Raw genomic sequence first — 15,971 nt, forward strand, 5'->3', positions numbered from 1 at the left:
AGCGGCCGGTGCGTGGATGCATCGCCGGTGTGGCCTCACAGTCGTCCCCTTTCCCTGTTCCGGGCAGCCGTATCGGCCTGCCCGTCTCCCACGCGAGGTCTCTTCCGTGTCCGACGCTTCGGTCGTCTGCTCGAACCTGTCCTTCTCCTGGCCCGACGACACCCCGGTGTTCGACGGCCTGTCCTTCTCCGTGCCGTCCGGCCGCACCGGGCTCGTGGCCCCGAACGGCGCGGGCAAGAGCACGCTGCTCAAGCTGATCGCCGGTGAGCTGAGGCCCACCGGCGGCTCGGTGACCGTGCACGGTGTGCTCGGCCATCTCCCCCAGAACCTGCCGCTGGCCGGCTCGCTCACCGTGGCCGAGGTGCTCGGTGTCGCCGAGATCGTCCGGGCCCTGGACGCCGTCGAGTCGGGGGATGTGGGCGAGGAGCACTTCACCGTCATCGGCGACGACTGGGACATCGAGGAGCGCACCCGCGCCGAGCTCGACTCCCTCGGCCTCGGCGCCCTCGGTCTCGACCGGCGTCTCGACACCCTCAGCGGCGGCCAGATCGTCTCCCTGGGCCTGGCCGCCCAGCTGCTGCGCCGGCCCGATGTGCTGCTCCTCGACGAGCCGACCAACAACCTCGACCTCGACGCCCGCCGCCACCTCTACGACGTCCTGGAGCGCTGGAACGGCTGCCTGCTGCTGGTCAGCCACGACCGCGCGCTCCTGGACCGTATGGAGCGGATCGCCGAACTGCACCACGGTGAACTGCGCTGGTACGGAGGCAACTTCACCGCGTACGAGGAGGCGGTGACCGCGGAGCAGGACGTCGCCGAGAAGAACGTCCGCAACGCCGAGCAGGAGGTGAAGCGCGAGAAGCGGGAGATGCAGCAGGCCCGTGAGCGCGCCGAGCGCCGCGCGAGCAACGCCGCGCGCAACCTGAAGAGCGCCGGGCTGCCGAAGATCTTCGCCGGGACCATGAAGCGGGGCGCCCAGGAGTCCGCGGGCCGGGCCGGGCAGACGCACGCGGCCCGTGTCGGCGAGGCGAAGGCGCGCCTCGACGAGGCGGAGCGCTCCGTGCGCGACGATCCGCGCCTCGTTCTCGATCTGCCCGGCACCTTGGTGCCCGCCGGACGCACCCTCGTCCTCGCCGAGCACGCGCAGGTCCGCCGGGGCGAGCAGGACCTGTTCGCGGCCGAGGGCGTCGACTTCTCGGTGCGGGGCCCCGAGCGCATCGCGCTGACGGGCCCCAACGGGGCGGGAAAGACCACCCTGTTGCGGCTCGTGAACGGTGATCTCCAGCCGAGCGGCGGCAGCGTGAACCGGGCCGACGGCCGGATCGCCTATCTGTCGCAGCGTCTGGACCTGCTCGACCCCGAGCGCACCGTCGCGGAGAACTTCGCCGCGTTCGCGCCGGGGCGCCCCGAGGCGGAGCGGATGAATCTGCTGGCCCGCTTCCTGTTCCGCGGCCCGCGCGCCCAGCTGCCGGTCGGGGTGCTGTCCGGCGGGGAGCTGCTGCGGGCCACCCTGGCCTGCGTGCTGTGCGCGGAGACGGCCCCGCAGCTGCTGCTCCTCGACGAGCCGACGAACAACCTCGACCTGGTCGGCGTCGGCCAGCTGGAGAGCGCGCTCGCCTCCTACCAGGGCGCGTTCATGGTGGTCAGCCACGACGAGCGGTTCCTCGCGCGGATCGGAGTGGAGCGCGGGCTGCGGCTCGCGGGCGGGGAGCTGACCGAGGTGGGGGCGCCCGAGATGTGATCCGTCGGCGTGACGACATGGCCCGCTCCGAGGCGTACGCCCGGCGGGCCCCACGGCTCCTCACGTCGAACGGACACACCTCATGCCCCAGCCCGCTCTCATCGCCCACGATCTGACCCGTACCCTCGGCACCCGTCGCGTTCTCGATGGTGTGTCACTCACCGCCGCTCCCGGCCGCCGGATCGGCCTGATCGGCGAGAACGGGGTCGGCAAGTCGACCCTGCTGCGCCTGCTCGCCGGCGTCGACACCCCCGACTCCGGCAGCGTCGTACGCCCGCCCGACCTCGGCTTCCTCCAACAGGAGGCGCCGTACGACGCCACGACGACGATCGCGGACGTGCTGGACGACGCGCTGCGCGAGACCCGCGCCGAACTCGCCGAGCTCGACCGTCTCGGCGATGAACTCGCCCTGACACCGGAGGACTCCGGCACCTACGCCGAACTGCTCGACACCTACGGCCAGTTGCTCGAGCGCGCCCGGGAGCACGAGGCATGGGACGCGGACCGGCGCGCCGAGATCACCCTCGCCGGTCTCGGCCTCGGGGCGTTCGCGCACACCCGGACGCTGGGTTCGCTCTCCGGCGGCCAACGGGGGCGGCTCGCCCTGGCCGCGCTGCTCGTGCGCCGCCCCGCCGCGCTGCTGCTCGACGAGCCGACGAACCATCTCGACGACGACGCCGCGCTGTTCGTGGAGGAACAGGTGCGGGCGCTGCCCGGCGTCGTCGTCCTCGCCAGCCACGACCGGGCGTTCCTCGACGCCGTCTGCACGGACCTCGTCGACCTCGACCCGGCGGTGGACGGCCCCGTGCGGTTCGGCGGCAACTACAGCGCCTACCGCGCCGAGAAGCAGGCCGAGCGGGAGCGGTGGGAGCGGCGGTTCGCCGAGGAGCAGGAGGAGTTGGCGGCGCTGCGGCACGCGGCCGGTGTCTCGGCACGCCGTGTCGCCCCGGACCGCCCTCCGCGCGACAACGAGAAGATGGGGTACGGCGTCCGCGCCAACCGGGTGCAGAGCCAGATCTCCCGCAGGGTCCGCAATGCCGTCCGCCGCCTTGAGGAGTTGGAACGCACGCAGGTCGCCGCGCCTCCACCGCCGCTGCGCTTCCGGCCCGACCGGCTCGCCGACATGCCGGTCGATGACATGTCCCTCGATGGCATCGGCGAGCCGCTCGTGTCCCTGCGGGCGGTTGATGTCCCCGGGCGGCTGACCCTGGACAGGCTCGACGTGACACCCGAGGACCGCCTGCTGGTCACCGGAGCCAACGGCACGGGGAAGTCGACCCTGTTGGCGGTCCTCGCCGGGCAGCTGACCGTGCGCGGGACACGGCGGCGGGCGGGCCTGTCCGTGGGGCTGCTCGCCCAGGACTCCGTGTTCGCGCGGCCCGAGCGGACCGCACGGGACACCTACGTCCAGGAGCTCGGGTTCGCGCGGGCCGAGGCGGTGCCGCCGGCCGGGCTCGGTCTGCTGCGCCCGGCCGACCTCGACAAACCCGTGGGTCAGCTGTCGGTCGGTCAGCGGCGCCGGCTCGCGCTCGCCCTGCTGGTGGCGAACCCGCCCGAGCTGCTGCTGCTCGACGAGCCGACGAACCATCTGTCCCCCACGCTGTGCGACGAGTTGGAGGACGCGCTGGGCGCGGGTCCCGGTGCCATCGTCGTCGCCTGCCACGACCGCTGGCTGCGCGAACGCTGGAAGGGCCGCGAGATCCGGCTCGGCCGGGGCGCACTCGACGACTGATCGGAGGCGCCTACCAGCGGTTGCGGTGCAGCACCTCCGCGACCGGCCTGCGGCGTACCGGGCCGAAGCGGCCGAGCGGCCACCCGATCGGGATGGCGGCGAACGTCCGCATGTCGTCGGGGATGCCGAGCGCGGCCTTCCACTCGTCCTCCAGCATCAGGTGCCAGATGGTGATGTTGGCGGCGAGGCCGAGGCCGCGCGCGGCGAGCAGCAGGTTCTGTACGCCGGGGTAGACGCAGGAGCCCTCCGCCAGGGCGGCGAAGCGCTCCTGCGTGCTCGCCAGCGCGGCGGCCGCCGTGGGGCCGAGCGCGGCGACCGAGGCCCGCAGCCCCTCCCCGTCGACGCGCGACGGCGGGAACTGGTAGCAGGGGATGACGAGCGCCGGTGTCTCGGCGAAGTGGTCGCGCTGGTACTCGATGGCGGCGACCATGCGCCCGTACGCCGCCTCGTCCATGCCCTCGGGCGCGTGCTTGCCGGTGGTCGCCAAGTAGGCGTCCACACAGCGCGTCCACAAAGGTGCCAGTTCCGCCATAACTGCCGGATCGGTGACCACGACGTACTCGTAGCGCTGCATATTGCCGCCACTGGGTCCCCACACGGCTGCCTGAATCAGCCTTTCCAGCAGCTCGTCGGGAACGGGTTCCGGGCGCAGCCTGCGCATGGCGCGCATCGTGGCCATGGTGGCGAACAGGGCTGTGTCGTCGGCGATTTGGGGTGTCTCGGTACCTGTGGTGGCTTGGGTCATGATCGCGAGTCTAGGGGTGTCATTCGCGCCAAAACACCCCCATGTTTCACCCATCCTTCGAGCCGAAACACCCAGTTAACCCACGAGCCACCTTTGCAGAGTTAACCTGGCTCTTGACCAGCAGTTGACCGTACGTTGGCGATCTCTTGGTGAGAGATACGCGAGGGGGGAACATGTCCCGAGGTGGGAGTAAGCGCACGGCGATGGCCTTTGTCATCGCCCTGCTGCTGTCGCTCCCCCTGCTCGCGTCCGGACATTCGTTCGCGTCCGCACACGCCCCGGTCGCGGCGCCCGCCGACGCGAAGGCCTGCCACGGCGACGGGACGGCGCCCCAGGGGCCCGCCGAAGCGGTCCGTACGCGTGACCGCCACCGCGCGGCGTCGGGCTCGTCCCAACTTCCCTGCCCCTTCGCCGAGTCACCCGCGCCGGACAACACCGCCGTGTCGGCGACCGCGCCGCACGCCTCGTACGTCCGACCGGACAGATCCATCGACGAGCTGACAGCGGCGTCCCTCCAGGTCTTCCGCTGCTGATTCCCGACAGTTGTTCCCACCTGTCCTGCCCGTCCGACGCGCCCTGCCGGCGCGCCAGGAGGAATCACCACACATGCAGCCCCTCATCGACAACGCCCGCACCTTTGGCCAGCGCCCTGAGGAGTTCGCCAGTCACGCCGACGGCCAGTCCCCGCAGGTCCTCTTCATCACCTGCTCCGACTCTCGCGTCGTGCCGGCCCTGATCACAGGCGCGCGCCCCGGTGAGCTCTTCGAGCTCCGCACCGCGGGCAACATCGTGCCCCCGTACACCAGCGGCAGCCCCAGCGGGGAGACCGCCACCATCGAGTACGCCGTGGAAGTCCTCGGCGTCCAGGACATCGTCGTGTGCGGGCACTCGCACTGCGGGGCGATCGGCGCGCTGGTGCGCGGCGACGACCTCGCGGCCGTGCCCGCCGTCCGGGACTGGCTCGCGCACGCCGCGGACGAGCCCGGCGCGTGCGATCCGGCCGACGTCACGGTCGGCCCGGCCGTCCAACAGCACGTCCTCGCCCAGCTGCTGCGGCTGCGCTCCTACCCGTGTGTGGAGCGCCGGCTCGCCGACGGCCGCCTCACGCTGCGCGGCTGGTACTACGAGGTGCACACCGGCGGCGTCCGCGAACACCGCGTCGACACCGACGCGTTCGAGACCCTGTGAGCGCCACCATGACTGAAACCACCCCCCACACCCCAACCCCCAAGTTCCCTCATCTCAAGGCGGACTTCACCGCCTCGCTCGTCGTGTTCCTGGTGGCACTTCCGCTGTGCGTCGGCGTGGCCGTCGCCTCCGGTGTGCCCGCCGAACTCGGCCTCATCACCGGCATCGTCGGCGGCATCGTCACCGGCCTGATGCGCGGCAGCAGCCTCCAAGTCTCCGGCCCTGCCGCCGGGTTGACCGTGCTCGTGTACGAAGCGGTGCGCGAGTTCGGTCTGCCGGTCCTCGGTGTCATCGTGCTGGCGACCGGTCTCCTTCAGATCGCCATGGGCGCTCTGAAGGTGGGCCGCTACTTCCGGGCCATCTCGGTCTCGGTCGTCGAGGGCATGCTCGCCGGCATCGGCCTGGTGCTCATCGCGGGCCAGATGTACTCGGTACTGGACTCCAAGGCCCCGGAATCCGGGATCGGCAAGATAGCGGGGCTCCCGGGGGCGTTCCTCGACGCGCTCGGCAGTACGAGCGCGCTGGCCTCGCTCGCCCTGGGCGCCGGGACCGTCGCGGTCCTGGTGTTCTGGAAGTACCTGCCGCCCAAGGCGCGCGTCATTCCCGGGCCGCTCGCCGCGGTGGGCCTGGCCATGCTGGCGGCGTTCGTGTTCGACGCGCCCGTCACCATGGTCGAGGTCAACGGCCTGCTCGGCTCGATCCAGCCGCCGCCCCTCGACGCGTTCGGTGAACTCGCCTCGGTCGGTGTGCTCGGCACGCTCGTGGCGTTCACGCTGATCGCCTCGGCGGAGTCGCTGTTCAGCGCGGCGGCCGTGGACCGGATGCACGACGGTCCGCGCACCTCGTACGACAAGGAGCTCCTGGCTCAGGGCGCGGGCAACGCGGTGTGCGGCGTGCTCGGCGCGCTGCCGATGACCGCGGTGATCGTGCGCAGCTCGGCCAATGTGCAGGCGGGCGCCAAGACGAAGGCCTCGCGCGTCATGCACGGCGTATGGCTGTTGCTGTTCGCCGCGCTGCTGCCCGCGCTGCTCGCCTTCATCCCGATCCCGGCCCTCGCGGGCGTGCTGGTGCACGCCGGGGCGAAGCTGGTGCCCGTCCGGGCGCTGGTGCAGCTCTGGCGCGACCATCGCGGTGAGGCGCTGATCCTGGTGGTCACCGCGGTGTCGATCGTGGCGGTCAGCATGTTCGAGGGTGTGCTCATCGGTCTCGCCCTGTCGGTCGTGAAGACCGCCTGGGAGGCCTCGCACATCAAGCTGGAGATCATAGACAAGGGCGCGGGCCCGGTGCAGGCACACCTGTCCGGCAATGCGACGTTCCTGAAGCTGCCGAAGATCCTCGACAGCCTGGAGGCACTCCCGCAGGACCGCCCCGTCGAACTGAACCTGACCGGACTCCACCACCTGGACCATGCGTGCCGCACGGCCCTGGAGAACTGGGCGGAACGGCACAGCTCGGCGGAGACGGAGCCGGTGAAGGTGACATCGGCCTGATCCTGCTTCGGCTGGGCCCCGACTCCCGTGCACCGCACGGGAGTCGGGGCCTTCGCGCGTCGGTCAGTCGATGACCGCCGCGACCGCCTCGACCTCGACCAGCTGGTCGGAGTAGCCGAGCACGGTGACACCCATCAGGGTGCTGGGCACGTCGTGGTCACCGAAGGTGTCACGCACCACCTGCCATGCCGTGACCAGGTCCTCCTGCCGCGTCGACGCGACGAGGACGCGGGTGCTGATGACGTCCTCCAAAGCGGCGCCGGCCGCGTCGAGGGCGACGCGCATGTTCGCGACGCACTGCGCTGTCTGACCGGCGTAGTCGCCGACGGCGACGGTCGAGCCGTCCTTCGCCAACGGGCAGGAACCGGCGAGGAAGACGAGCCGCGCCTCGGCCGGCGCGGTGGCCGCGTAGGCGTACTCGGCGACGTCCGAGAGGGTGTCGGAACGGATCAGGGTGACGGCGCGGGGCACGGGGTTCCCTTCGGACGGACGGGTGCGGTAGTCCGTCATCGTGGCACGGCGCCCGCCCGTACGTTCAGCGCTGTGAAGGGAGTTGGGCACACGTGGACGTGGCCGGCTCTCCCGAGAGGCGGTCGGTGAGCCAGTTGATGGCCGGGCCCTGGTCGGTGAGCAGCGGGGCGAAGTGGTTGATCAGGGCGCGGCCGACGTCCGGGATGTTCACCGCCTTGTACGTGACCTGGGCGCCGCGGCCGCACCAGTCGACGGCCAACTGTCGTGCCTGGCCGTGCGGGACGAGATTGTCGCTGACGCCGGTGGCGACGCGGACCGGGCTCTGCGGCTCGATGGCGCCGATGCGCTGCTGGGCGAGGAACTCCTGGAGGCGCGGCTCGGCCTTGATGATGTCTTCGAGGGTCTGGCCGTCCTTGGTCCAGGTCGAGCTCTTCTGGGACGAGTAGCCGAGGATGGCGTCGCCGACGCACGCCGTGGAGAGGTCCTTCAGGGCGGCCCGGCCCTTGTCGTTGAGGTGCTTGTCGGCGATCGCCCGAAGCTGCGGGTCGGACTGCAGGAACCCGTTGAGCGACCAGCCGAGCGCGCCGACGAGGTCGGTGCCGTCGATGGCCTTGGTGGTCGCGGTCAGGTCGGCGGGCGGCGCCCCCGCGTACGTGCCGGAGAGGGTGACATCGGGCGCGTAGGTGGGCTGGAGTTCGGCGGCCGCGGCGGTGGCGCCGCCGCCCTGGCTGTAGCCGAAGAGGCCGACCCGCGAACCGCTGGTGACGGTGGCGTCCTTGAGGGCGCGGGCGGCGCGCACGGCGTCGAGAACGGCGTGGGCCTCGTCGAGCCGGTTCACGTAGGTGTGCAGGCGGTCGGTGGTGCCCAGGCCGATGTAGTCGGTGACGACGACGGCGACGCCCTTGACGAGGAGCCGGTAGATCGCCAGGTCCTCGTAACCGGCGACCAGCGTCTGTCCGTTGAACCGGATCGGGTGCTCAAGTCCCATCGACGCGGCGCACTGGTCACCCTGCCCCTGCGTGCCGGGGGCGAGCGCCACGAGCGGACGGGGGCCGGAGCCGCGCCACTTGGCGCTGGGCTCGATGTAGGCACCCGTGGACGCGGCGGGCTTCCCGTTGGAGTCGGTCGTCTTGTACATGATGCGGGTCGCCCTGCCCGGCAGCGGTCCGTGCAGGCCGGGCAGGCTGAGGGCGAGCGGGAGGCCCTCGCTGCGGATCAACGAGCCGTTGGCGCCGGGGAGTTCGGCCGGCGGGTTGTAGAACGCGGGGATCGTGACACCGCGCGAGACCGTGTCGCCGGAGCTGTCCGATCCGGTGGCCGCCACGGCGGGCACGGCCTGGGCGCCGACACACGCGGCGACGGTGACGGCGGCGGCCAGCAGGCGGGTGGGGGCGGCGGGCATGGCGAACCTCCGGGCTACGGGCGGAGGTCGACCCCCGCCTGGCGGCTGTCGGCCGGAAATTCGGGCAGGCCGACGGCGCGGTCGGGGCGGTCGTCCCACCGCCACCACGCGCCTTGCCGGACGCTATCCACATCACCGTTACCGCGGGTAGCACCAAGAAGGTTACGTTTCAGTAATTTAAGGCTGCACCGTGATCCCGAGGAGGTCGCGGACCGTGCGGACGACGCCGTTCTCGGTGTTGGCCGGGGCGCGCAGCCGGGCGCGCTCGAGGACGTCCGGGTGGGCGTTGGCCATGGCGTAGGACCAGTGGGCGGTGTCCAGCATCTCCAGGTCGTTGCGGTAGTCGCCGAACACCGCGGTCTGCGCGGGCGTGACACCCAGGGTGTCCTGGAGCCTGCGGACGGCGGCGCCCTTGTTCGCGGCCGGGTTCATGACGTCGATCCAGTGCCGGCTGGAGACGACGACCTGGTGCGAGTCGGTGAGCGGGGCGAGGAGCGGGGCGGTGGTGTCCTGCGCGTTGCCGAAGTCGAAGAGCGCGACCTTGACGAAGTCGTCCTCGACGGCGGTGGCGTCGGCGACGATCTCGTGGGCGGCGTAGTACTTGCGGACCTGCGTCATGAACGCCTCGTCGGAGCGCTCCACGTAGGCGGACCGCTTCCCGCAGACGACGACGCCCGCGTCGGCCCCGCCCGCGTCGACGAGGGCGCGCATCTCCTTGACGATCCACTCGACGACGGCCGGCTCCAGCGGGTCGGAGCTGACCTCGGCGCCGCCGTGCACGACGTACGCGCCGTTCTCGGCGACGTAGACCATGCCGCCGTCGTCCACGGCGTCGAACTGGGCGGCGAGCGTGGCGTACTGCCGTCCGCTGGCGGGGCAGAAGGCGATGCCGCGGCGGTTCATCTCGGCCAGCAGCGGCCAGAGGGAGTCGGGGATGTTCCCGTCGCCGTCCAGGAGTGTGCCGTCCATGTCGGTGACGACCAGGCGGATGTCGGGCGGGGTGGCGGCGGCCGCCTGGTGGTGCTGGGTGCTCACGGTGGTTCCTGGTTCGGTGGTGCGGGCTGCCGGCCGCAGGGCGCGGGGCGCAGCACCTCCAGTCTAGGAGGCTCCCTGCTCTGACCGGCGAACACTCTTGATCATGCCCACGCCCGCGCCGTACGGTTCCGGCACTCACCCCGCGCGGGTCCAACCCAACCTGGAGCACGCCATGCCCCGATTCACGCTGGATGGCACCGTTTTGCGGTACGACGATCTCGGCCCGGCGGACGGCGTCGCGATCGTGCTGATCCACGGGCATCCGTTCAACCGGACCCTGTGGGCCACCCAGGCCGAGGCGCTCGCGGCGGCCGGGTACCGGGTGCTCACGCCCGATCTGCGCGGGTACGGCGAGAGCGATGTCACTCCGGGGCAGGTGCTGCTGTCCCGCTTCGCGGACGACATCGCCGGGCTCCTGGACGAGCTGGGCATCGACACCGCCGTGGTCGGCGGTGTGTCCATGGGCGGCCAGATCGCCATGGAGTTCCATCTGCGCCACCCGGACCGCATCCACGCGCTCGTCCTGTCCGACACCTCGGCGCCGGCGGAGACCCCCGAGGGCAAGCTGTACCGCAACCGGCTCGCCCTGCGGCTGCTCGCCGAGGGCATGGGCAGGTACGCGGACGAGGTCATCGACAAGATGCTCGCGCGCTACAACGTGGCCGCGCTGCCGGAGGTCGCGGCGCATGTGCTCGGCATGATGCAGGTCACCGACCCGCGCGGGGCGGCGGCGGCGCTGCGCGGGCGGGCCGAGCGCCCCGACTATCGCGACAGCCTCGCGGCGGCCCGGGTGCCCGCGCTCGTCGTGGTCGGCGTGGACGACGTGTACACGCCGGTCTCGGACGCCGAGGAGATCGTGAAGCTGATGCCGGACTCGGTGCTGCGGGTGATCGACGGCGCCGGACACCTGCCGAGCGTCGAGCAGCCCCAGGCGTTCAACGGCGTGCTTCTGGACTTCCTCCGCGACCGCTGCCCGACCGGGTAGGGCGGGATCGTGACCCGCTCCGCGAGCGACCGGCTGCTCGACGCGCTCGGCGCCTTCGACCAGGACCACCCCTCACTGACGCTGACCCAGCTCGCGCACCGCGCCGATCTTCCGCTGCCCACCGCGCACCGGATCGTCGGCGCGCTCTCCCACTGGGGCGCCCTGGAGCGCGACGAGGAGGGGAACTACCACGTGGGTCTGCGCCTGTGGGAGATCGCGGCGCTCGCCCCGCGCGGTCTCGGCCTGCGCCAGGCCGCCCTGCCGTTCCTGGAGGACCTGTACGAGGCCACGCACGAGAACGTGCACCTCGCCGTGCGCGACGGCCGGGAGGTCGTCTACATCGAGCGCCTGTCGGGCCGTTCGGCGGTGGGCGTGCACTCGCGGGTCGGCGCGCGCTGGCCGCTGCACGCGACAGGCGTGGGTCTGGTGCTGCTCGCGCACGGCGGCCCCGAGCTGCAGGACAGCTACCCCGAGGGCGGGCTCGAGGCGTTCACCCCCTACACCGTCACGGACCCGGTCCGGCTGCGCCGCATGCTGGCCGAAGTGCGGCGCGGCGGCGGCGCGGTGAGCGACCGTCAGATCACCGACGACGCACTGTCGGTGGCGGCGCCGGTACGCGGGCCACGCGGGGATGTCGTCGCCGCGGTCTCCGTCGTCGTACCGGTCGAGGGCGCGCGGACACCTGCGCTGATTCCGGCGGTGCAGCTGGCCGGACGCGGCATATCGCGCGCTCTGGGCTGGCAACCCGCCGCGACCGCACCCCCGGCTTCCGTCTGACGGAAGTGGCGTTGTGGGGCTGTGGTCCGGGTCACCACTGTGGTCGGTGACGCGCGGCGACGGTGCCGCGCGGTGACCGGAGGGACCCCCGTCATGACCGCCTACTCGGCCTTCGCCCGTAACCAGTGGTACGTCGCCGCGTGGTCGAAGGAGGTGGGCCGGGAGCTGCTCGGCCGCACCATCCTCGGTGAGCCGATCGCCTTCTACCGCACCGAGGCCGGGGAGCCGGTCGCGCTCGCGGACCGCTGTGTGCACCGCCGCTACCCGCTGTCGGCGAGCGGGCTCGACGGGGACCGGGTGGTGTGCGGGTACCACGGGTTCACCTATGACACGACGGGCACGTGTGTGTTCGTGCCGGGGCAGAAGCGGGTGCCGCGGACCGCGCGGGTGAGCTCGTACCCGGTCGCCGAGGTCGACGGGATGGTGTGGGTGTGGGTCGGTGACCCGGAGGGGGCCGACACGGGCGCGATCCCGCGCGCCCCGCACCTGGTCGCGGACGACTTCGTGACCGTGGAGGGCATGGAGCCGATCGACGCCGACTTCATGCTCCTCGTCGACAACCTGATGGACCTGTCCCACGAGACGTATCTGCACGGCGGTTACATCGGCACGCCCGAGGTCGCCGAGACACCCATCGCCACGGAGGTCGACGAGGAGTCCGGGGTCGTGCGAGTGTCACGGCACATGAAGGACGCCGAGTGCCCGCCGTTCTACGCCCGTTCCACCGGCATCGAGGGCCGCATCGAAAGGCGCCAGGACATCGAGTACCACGCGCCGTGCCTGTATCTGCTGCACAGCACGATCAGCCCGTCGGGTCAGGAGACCCCCGCGTTCCGCACGGAGATCACGTACGCGATCACCCCGTCCTCGCCCGGCAAGGTGTACGACTTCTGGGCGGTGTCACGGAACTTCGCGACCGAGGACGAGGAAGTCACCACGTTCCTGCGGGACTTCAACCACACGGTCGTCATGCAGGACGTGGACGCGCTGAATCTGCTGCAGCGCACCCTGGACACCGAGCCCGAGGGCTACCAGGAGCTCAGCATCAACATCGACACGGGCGGCCTGGCGGCGCGCCGCATCCTCACGAAGCTGGCCGCCGGATGACACGGCCCGTCTTCCGCATCGAATGGCTCCCCGGCACCGACCTCCTCGACGGCCTCTGCCACTGCGGCGAGCAGCACACCAGCGAGGATCCGGTCGCCATGTGGGAGTGGATGCTCGCCCACCCGGACCATCCGCAGACCCCCGAACCGAAGGACCGCACCCCGTGAGCGAGCCGCTCGACCCTCTCGACACGTACGACCTCGTCGTCGCCGAACGCCGCCAGGAGGCCGAAGGTGTCGTCTCCCTGCTCCTGCGCCGCCCGGACGGCGCGGCGCTGCCCGCGTGGGAGGCGGGCGCCCACATCGACCTGATCCTCTCCGAGGCCGAGGGCCTTGAACGGCAGTACTCGCTGTGCGGCGGCGACGCGCACTCCTGGCGGATCGCCGTGCTGCGCGAGCGCGACGGGCGGGGCGGCTCGGCGCATGTGCACGGCGAGCTTCAGGAAGGCGCGGCGGTACGGGCCCGTGGGCCGCGCAACCACTTCCGGCTCGAACCGGCGCCCGCATACCGGTTCGTCGCGGGCGGCATCGGCATCACGCCGATCGTGCCGATGCTGGCCGCGGCGGCCGACCACGGGGCTCAGTGGTCCCTGCACTACGGGGGCCGCTCCCGCGCGACCATGGCGTTCGCCGAGGAGTTGACCGCCCGGCACCCCGGCGGCGGGATCGAACTCGCCGAGGGTCTGCTCGACCTCCCCGCGGTCCTCGCGGATCTGCGCCCCGGTGAACTCGTCTACGCCTGCGGCCCCGAGCCGCTGCTCGCCGCCGTCGAGGAGCTGGTGCCGGCCGAGGCGCTGCGCACGGAGCGGTTCACCCCGACGGTGACCGACACCAGCGGCGACACGACCTTCGAGGTCGAACTCGCCGCCTGCGGCCGGACGTTGAAGGTCCCGGCGGACCGGACGATCCTCGCCACGTTGCAAGAGGCCGGGATCCAGGTGCTGTACTCCTGCACCGAGGGCACGTGCGGCACCTGCGAGACGGATGTCCTCGCCGGCGAGGTCGACCACCGTGACAGCGTGCTCACGGCCGCCGAACGGGACGCCAACGAGACGATGATGGTGTGTGTCTCGCGGGCGAGGGGCGAGCGGCTCACGCTGGACCTGTGACCGCCGCATCCGATACGGCCTCGTCCGCGGCCTCGGCCTCCGGCTGCGCCGCCTGTTCCGCGCGGCGCAGCAGCGTGGCCGCCACCAGGCCTCCGGTCAACACGGCGGCCGCGCCCACGAGTTGACCGGTCTCCAGGGCGGAGCTGAAGGCCTGTGTCACCGTGTGCCGTTCGGCCGTCGAGTCGGTCGCGGCGAGGGCTGCGGGCAGCGAGGCCGCGGCCACCGGCACGAGCGCGGCGAAGCGGGCGCTGAGCACGGCGCCGAGAACGGCGACGCCGAGGCCGCTGCCGAACTCGGTGACCGTGCCCTGGATTCCGGCACCCGCGCCCGCCTTCTCCCGCGGGATGGAGCCCATCACGGCGACGGCCATCGCCGGGTTGGCGAACGCGCAGCCGACCCCCATGAGGACGAGCCCGACGAGCAGGCCCCCGTACCCGTCCACGACCCGCCCGGCGAGGGCGACCGCGGCGAGTCCGCAGGCGAGCAGGGTCATGCCGACGGCCACGGACCCCGGAATGCCGAGCCGCTTGCTCAGCCGGGCCGACACTCCGGTGAAGTTGAGCAGCACGACGGTGAGCGCGAAGGGCGCGGTGCGCAGTCCGGCCTCCAACGGCCCGTAGCCCAGGACGAATTGGAGCTGCTGCGTGAGCAGGAACAGCGCTCCCCCGCTGCCGAAGGTGATCAGCACGGCTCCGATCACGGCGCCGGTGAACGTCCGGTTCCGGAAGAAGCTCATGTCGAGCATGGGGGCGGTGACGCGCCGCTCCCACACCACGAAGGCGGCCAGCGCGCACACTCCGAGACCCGCGCCCGCGAGCACGTACGGGGAGGACCAGCCGTGGTCGGGCCCCGAGATGACGGCGTAGACGAGCGATGCCATCGCGACCGTCGACAGGAGCGCGCCGAGCAGGTCGGGGCGGTGACTCTGCTCGACCCTGCTCTCCGGCACGAGGACGCTGACGGCGCACAGGCCGAGCAGCACGACGGGCACGTTGACCATGAAGAGGGAGCCCCACCAGAAGTGCGCGAGCAGGACGCCGCCGACCAGCGGCCCCGCCGCGAAGCCGAGGGCGTTGACCGCGGCCCAGACACCGATGGCGCGGACGCGTTCGTCGTCGTCGAAGACCTGCACGGCCACCGCGAGGGTGGTGGTCAGCAGGAGGGCGCCGCCGACGCCCATGCCGGCGCGCGCGGCGATCAACTGGCCGGTACTGTGGGCGAGTGCGGCGGCGAGCGAGCCCGCGCCGAACAGCACGAGACCGGTCAGGAGCAGCTTCTTGCGGCCGTAGCGGTCGGCGGCGGCCCCGGCCGAGAGCAGCAGGCCCGCCTGCACCAGCACGTACGCGTTGATGATCCACTGGACGTCGGCGGTGCCGGCGCCGAGGTCGGCGGTGAGGGTGGGGACGGCGACGTTGAGGATCGTGTTGTCGAGGATGACGACGAGTTGCGCGAGGCAGATCACGCCGAGGATGAGCCAGCGGCGCGGGTCCCTCGGCCTGGTGAGCGCGGGGGCGGTGGGCTGCTCGGCGGCGGGCGTCGCCGTCATGCGGGCTCCTTGTGGGCAGGCGGAGAACACGGGGACCACCCCGCTGGTTAGGCAACCCTAACTCAACGGGTGACCCGCGTCCGCCCTACCCCACCTGGGCCTATAGCGCGCGGTGCATGATGTGCAGTCCGACCCTGCCGTGTCGCGGGTGGTCGTACGCCTCGGGCACCGTGCCGAGGATCGTGAAGCCGAGCGAAGTCCACAGCCGTACGGCCGGGTTGGTCTCGACGACGGCGTTGAAGACCATGGCGCGGTAGCCGTCCTGTTCGGCCACGGTCAGCACGTGTTCGGCGAGCGCGCGGCCGTGGCCGTGGCCGCCGTGGTCGGGGTCGACCATGAAGCCGGCGTTCGCGGTGTCCCGTGCGGGACCGCCGTAGTTGGGCTTCACGTAGGCCGTCGCGACGACGGTGCCCGCGTCGTCCTCCATGACGAGGACGCGCTTGCCCGCGCCCTCGGTCCACAGGGCGCGGGCCTCGGGCTCGCTGGTGTCGGGGTCCCAGGCGTAGGTCTCGCCCTCGCGCACGATCCGCCGCCAGAACGGCCAGATCCGCTCCCAGTCCCCGTCCCGGATGTCTCTGATCTTCATGGGGACGAGTCTGGCACGGGGTCCGGCCGCCCTGTCGGGGACGCCCAGTTGGTGAACT

The 15,971-nt window shown here is 71.9% G+C and carries 16 protein-coding genes; 10 read left to right on the top strand and 6 right to left on the bottom strand.

Going from position 1 to position 15,971, the window contains the following annotated elements; translation table 11 throughout:
* Positions 1 to 106 precede the first annotated feature (106 nt).
* Positions 107 to 1,741: an ABC-F family ATP-binding cassette domain-containing protein gene (locus OKJ99_RS16360; protein WP_326016956.1), complete on the top strand. Its 1,635-nt coding sequence runs from the start codon at positions 107 to 109 to the stop codon at positions 1,739 to 1,741.
* Positions 1,742 to 1,823: 82 nt separating this feature from the next.
* On the top strand, positions 1,824 to 3,473 hold the full coding sequence (locus OKJ99_RS16365) for an ABC-F family ATP-binding cassette domain-containing protein (protein WP_326016957.1): 1,650 nt from the start codon (positions 1,824 to 1,826) through the stop codon (positions 3,471 to 3,473).
* A gap of 10 nt (positions 3,474 to 3,483) precedes the next feature.
* Here the strand turns inward: OKJ99_RS16365 and OKJ99_RS16370 are convergent, their stop codons facing one another.
* Positions 3,484 to 4,218, bottom strand: coding sequence for a nitroreductase family protein (locus OKJ99_RS16370; RefSeq protein WP_326016958.1), 735 nt, complete (start codon positions 4,216 to 4,218; stop codon positions 3,484 to 3,486).
* A gap of 203 nt (positions 4,219 to 4,421) precedes the next feature.
* Here OKJ99_RS16370 and OKJ99_RS16375 point away from each other — a divergent pair, with 203 nt between their 5' ends.
* The 3 genes from OKJ99_RS16375 to OKJ99_RS16385 all read left to right on the top strand — a co-directional run bounded on the left by OKJ99_RS16375 (position 4,422) and on the right by OKJ99_RS16385 (position 6,896).
* Positions 4,422 to 4,751 (top strand): hypothetical protein, encoded by a 330-nt coding sequence (locus OKJ99_RS16375; protein WP_326016959.1) that lies wholly within the window; start codon positions 4,422 to 4,424, stop codon positions 4,749 to 4,751.
* Between the two features lie 73 nt (positions 4,752 to 4,824).
* Positions 4,825 to 5,406, top strand: coding sequence for a carbonic anhydrase (locus tag OKJ99_RS16380; RefSeq protein ID WP_326016960.1), 582 nt, complete (start codon positions 4,825 to 4,827; stop codon positions 5,404 to 5,406).
* Positions 5,407 to 5,414: 8 nt separating this feature from the next.
* Complete coding sequence (locus OKJ99_RS16385; RefSeq protein WP_326016961.1) at positions 5,415 to 6,896, top strand: SulP family inorganic anion transporter; 1,482 nt, start codon at positions 5,415 to 5,417, stop codon at positions 6,894 to 6,896.
* A 63-nt stretch (positions 6,897 to 6,959) separates the two neighbouring features.
* Here OKJ99_RS16385 and OKJ99_RS16390 read toward each other — a convergent pair whose 3' ends face one another.
* The 3 genes from OKJ99_RS16390 to OKJ99_RS16400 all read right to left on the bottom strand — a co-directional run bounded on the left by OKJ99_RS16390 (position 6,960) and on the right by OKJ99_RS16400 (position 9,804).
* On the bottom strand, positions 6,960 to 7,367 hold the full coding sequence (locus OKJ99_RS16390; RefSeq protein ID WP_326016962.1) for a RidA family protein: 408 nt from the start codon (positions 7,365 to 7,367) through the stop codon (positions 6,960 to 6,962).
* A 64-nt stretch (positions 7,368 to 7,431) separates the two neighbouring features.
* Positions 7,432 to 8,769: a lipase family protein gene (locus OKJ99_RS16395; RefSeq protein WP_326016963.1), complete on the bottom strand. Its 1,338-nt coding sequence runs from the start codon at positions 8,767 to 8,769 to the stop codon at positions 7,432 to 7,434.
* Between the two features lie 177 nt (positions 8,770 to 8,946).
* Positions 8,947 to 9,804, bottom strand: a complete 858-nt coding sequence (locus OKJ99_RS16400) for a Cof-type HAD-IIB family hydrolase (protein WP_326016964.1) — start codon at positions 9,802 to 9,804, stop codon at positions 8,947 to 8,949.
* Between the two features lie 172 nt (positions 9,805 to 9,976).
* Between OKJ99_RS16400 and OKJ99_RS16405 the strand changes: the two genes are divergently transcribed.
* The 5 genes from OKJ99_RS16405 (at position 9,977) to OKJ99_RS16425 (ending at position 13,781) form a co-directional block, all read left to right on the top strand.
* A complete protein-coding gene (locus OKJ99_RS16405; protein ID WP_326017027.1) occupies positions 9,977 to 10,789 on the top strand; it encodes an alpha/beta fold hydrolase in 813 nt (270 codons plus the stop codon).
* A gap of 6 nt (positions 10,790 to 10,795) precedes the next feature.
* Positions 10,796 to 11,566, top strand: a complete 771-nt coding sequence (locus OKJ99_RS16410) for an IclR family transcriptional regulator (protein ID WP_326017029.1) — start codon at positions 10,796 to 10,798, stop codon at positions 11,564 to 11,566.
* A 93-nt stretch (positions 11,567 to 11,659) separates the two neighbouring features.
* Positions 11,660 to 12,673: an aromatic ring-hydroxylating dioxygenase subunit alpha gene (locus OKJ99_RS16415; protein WP_326016965.1), complete on the top strand. Its 1,014-nt coding sequence runs from the start codon at positions 11,660 to 11,662 to the stop codon at positions 12,671 to 12,673.
* Positions 12,670 to 12,840, top strand: coding sequence for a hypothetical protein (locus OKJ99_RS16420; RefSeq protein ID WP_326016966.1), 171 nt, complete (start codon positions 12,670 to 12,672; stop codon positions 12,838 to 12,840). Before OKJ99_RS16415 ends, OKJ99_RS16420 begins: the two co-directional genes overlap by 4 nt.
* A complete protein-coding gene (locus OKJ99_RS16425) occupies positions 12,837 to 13,781 on the top strand; it encodes a PDR/VanB family oxidoreductase (RefSeq protein WP_326016967.1) in 945 nt (314 codons plus the stop codon). The genes OKJ99_RS16420 and OKJ99_RS16425 overlap by 4 nt, the downstream gene beginning before the upstream one ends.
* Here OKJ99_RS16425 and OKJ99_RS16430 read toward each other — a convergent pair.
* Together OKJ99_RS16430 and OKJ99_RS16435 are read right to left on the bottom strand one after the other, a co-directional pair.
* On the bottom strand, positions 13,765 to 15,327 hold the full coding sequence (locus tag OKJ99_RS16430) for an MFS transporter (RefSeq protein ID WP_326016968.1): 1,563 nt from the start codon (positions 15,325 to 15,327) through the stop codon (positions 13,765 to 13,767). The genes OKJ99_RS16425 and OKJ99_RS16430 overlap by 17 nt on opposite strands.
* Before the next feature lie 100 nt (positions 15,328 to 15,427).
* Positions 15,428 to 15,913, bottom strand: coding sequence for a GNAT family N-acetyltransferase (locus OKJ99_RS16435; protein WP_326016969.1), 486 nt, complete (start codon positions 15,911 to 15,913; stop codon positions 15,428 to 15,430).
* Positions 15,914 to 15,971 lie beyond the last annotated feature (58 nt).

It is taken from the genome of Streptomyces endophyticus (assembly GCF_035798155.1).
Taxonomy (GTDB): domain Bacteria; phylum Actinomycetota; class Actinomycetes; order Streptomycetales; family Streptomycetaceae; genus Streptomyces; species Streptomyces endophyticus.

Coding starts and splice junctions, on each gene's coding strand:
- OKJ99_RS16365 (WP_326016957.1), top strand. CDS start 1,824: ATGCCCCAGCCCGCTCTCATCGCCCACGATCTGACCCGTACCCTCGGC.
- OKJ99_RS16370 (WP_326016958.1), bottom strand. CDS start 4,218: ATGACCCAAGCCACCACAGGTACCGAGACACCCCAAATCGCCGACGAC.
- OKJ99_RS16375 (WP_326016959.1), top strand. CDS start 4,422: ATGGCCTTTGTCATCGCCCTGCTGCTGTCGCTCCCCCTGCTCGCGTCC.
- OKJ99_RS16380 (WP_326016960.1), top strand. CDS start 4,825: ATGCAGCCCCTCATCGACAACGCCCGCACCTTTGGCCAGCGCCCTGAG.
- OKJ99_RS16385 (WP_326016961.1), top strand. CDS start 5,415: ATGACTGAAACCACCCCCCACACCCCAACCCCCAAGTTCCCTCATCTC.
- OKJ99_RS16395 (WP_326016963.1), bottom strand. CDS start 8,769: ATGCCCGCCGCCCCCACCCGCCTGCTGGCCGCCGCCGTCACCGTCGCC.
- OKJ99_RS16405 (WP_326017027.1), top strand. CDS start 9,977: ATGCCCCGATTCACGCTGGATGGCACCGTTTTGCGGTACGACGATCTC.
- OKJ99_RS16415 (WP_326016965.1), top strand. CDS start 11,660: ATGACCGCCTACTCGGCCTTCGCCCGTAACCAGTGGTACGTCGCCGCG.
- OKJ99_RS16420 (WP_326016966.1), top strand. CDS start 12,670: ATGACACGGCCCGTCTTCCGCATCGAATGGCTCCCCGGCACCGACCTC.
- OKJ99_RS16430 (WP_326016968.1), bottom strand. CDS start 15,327: ATGACGGCGACGCCCGCCGCCGAGCAGCCCACCGCCCCCGCGCTCACC.
- OKJ99_RS16435 (WP_326016969.1), bottom strand. CDS start 15,913: ATGAAGATCAGAGACATCCGGGACGGGGACTGGGAGCGGATCTGGCCG.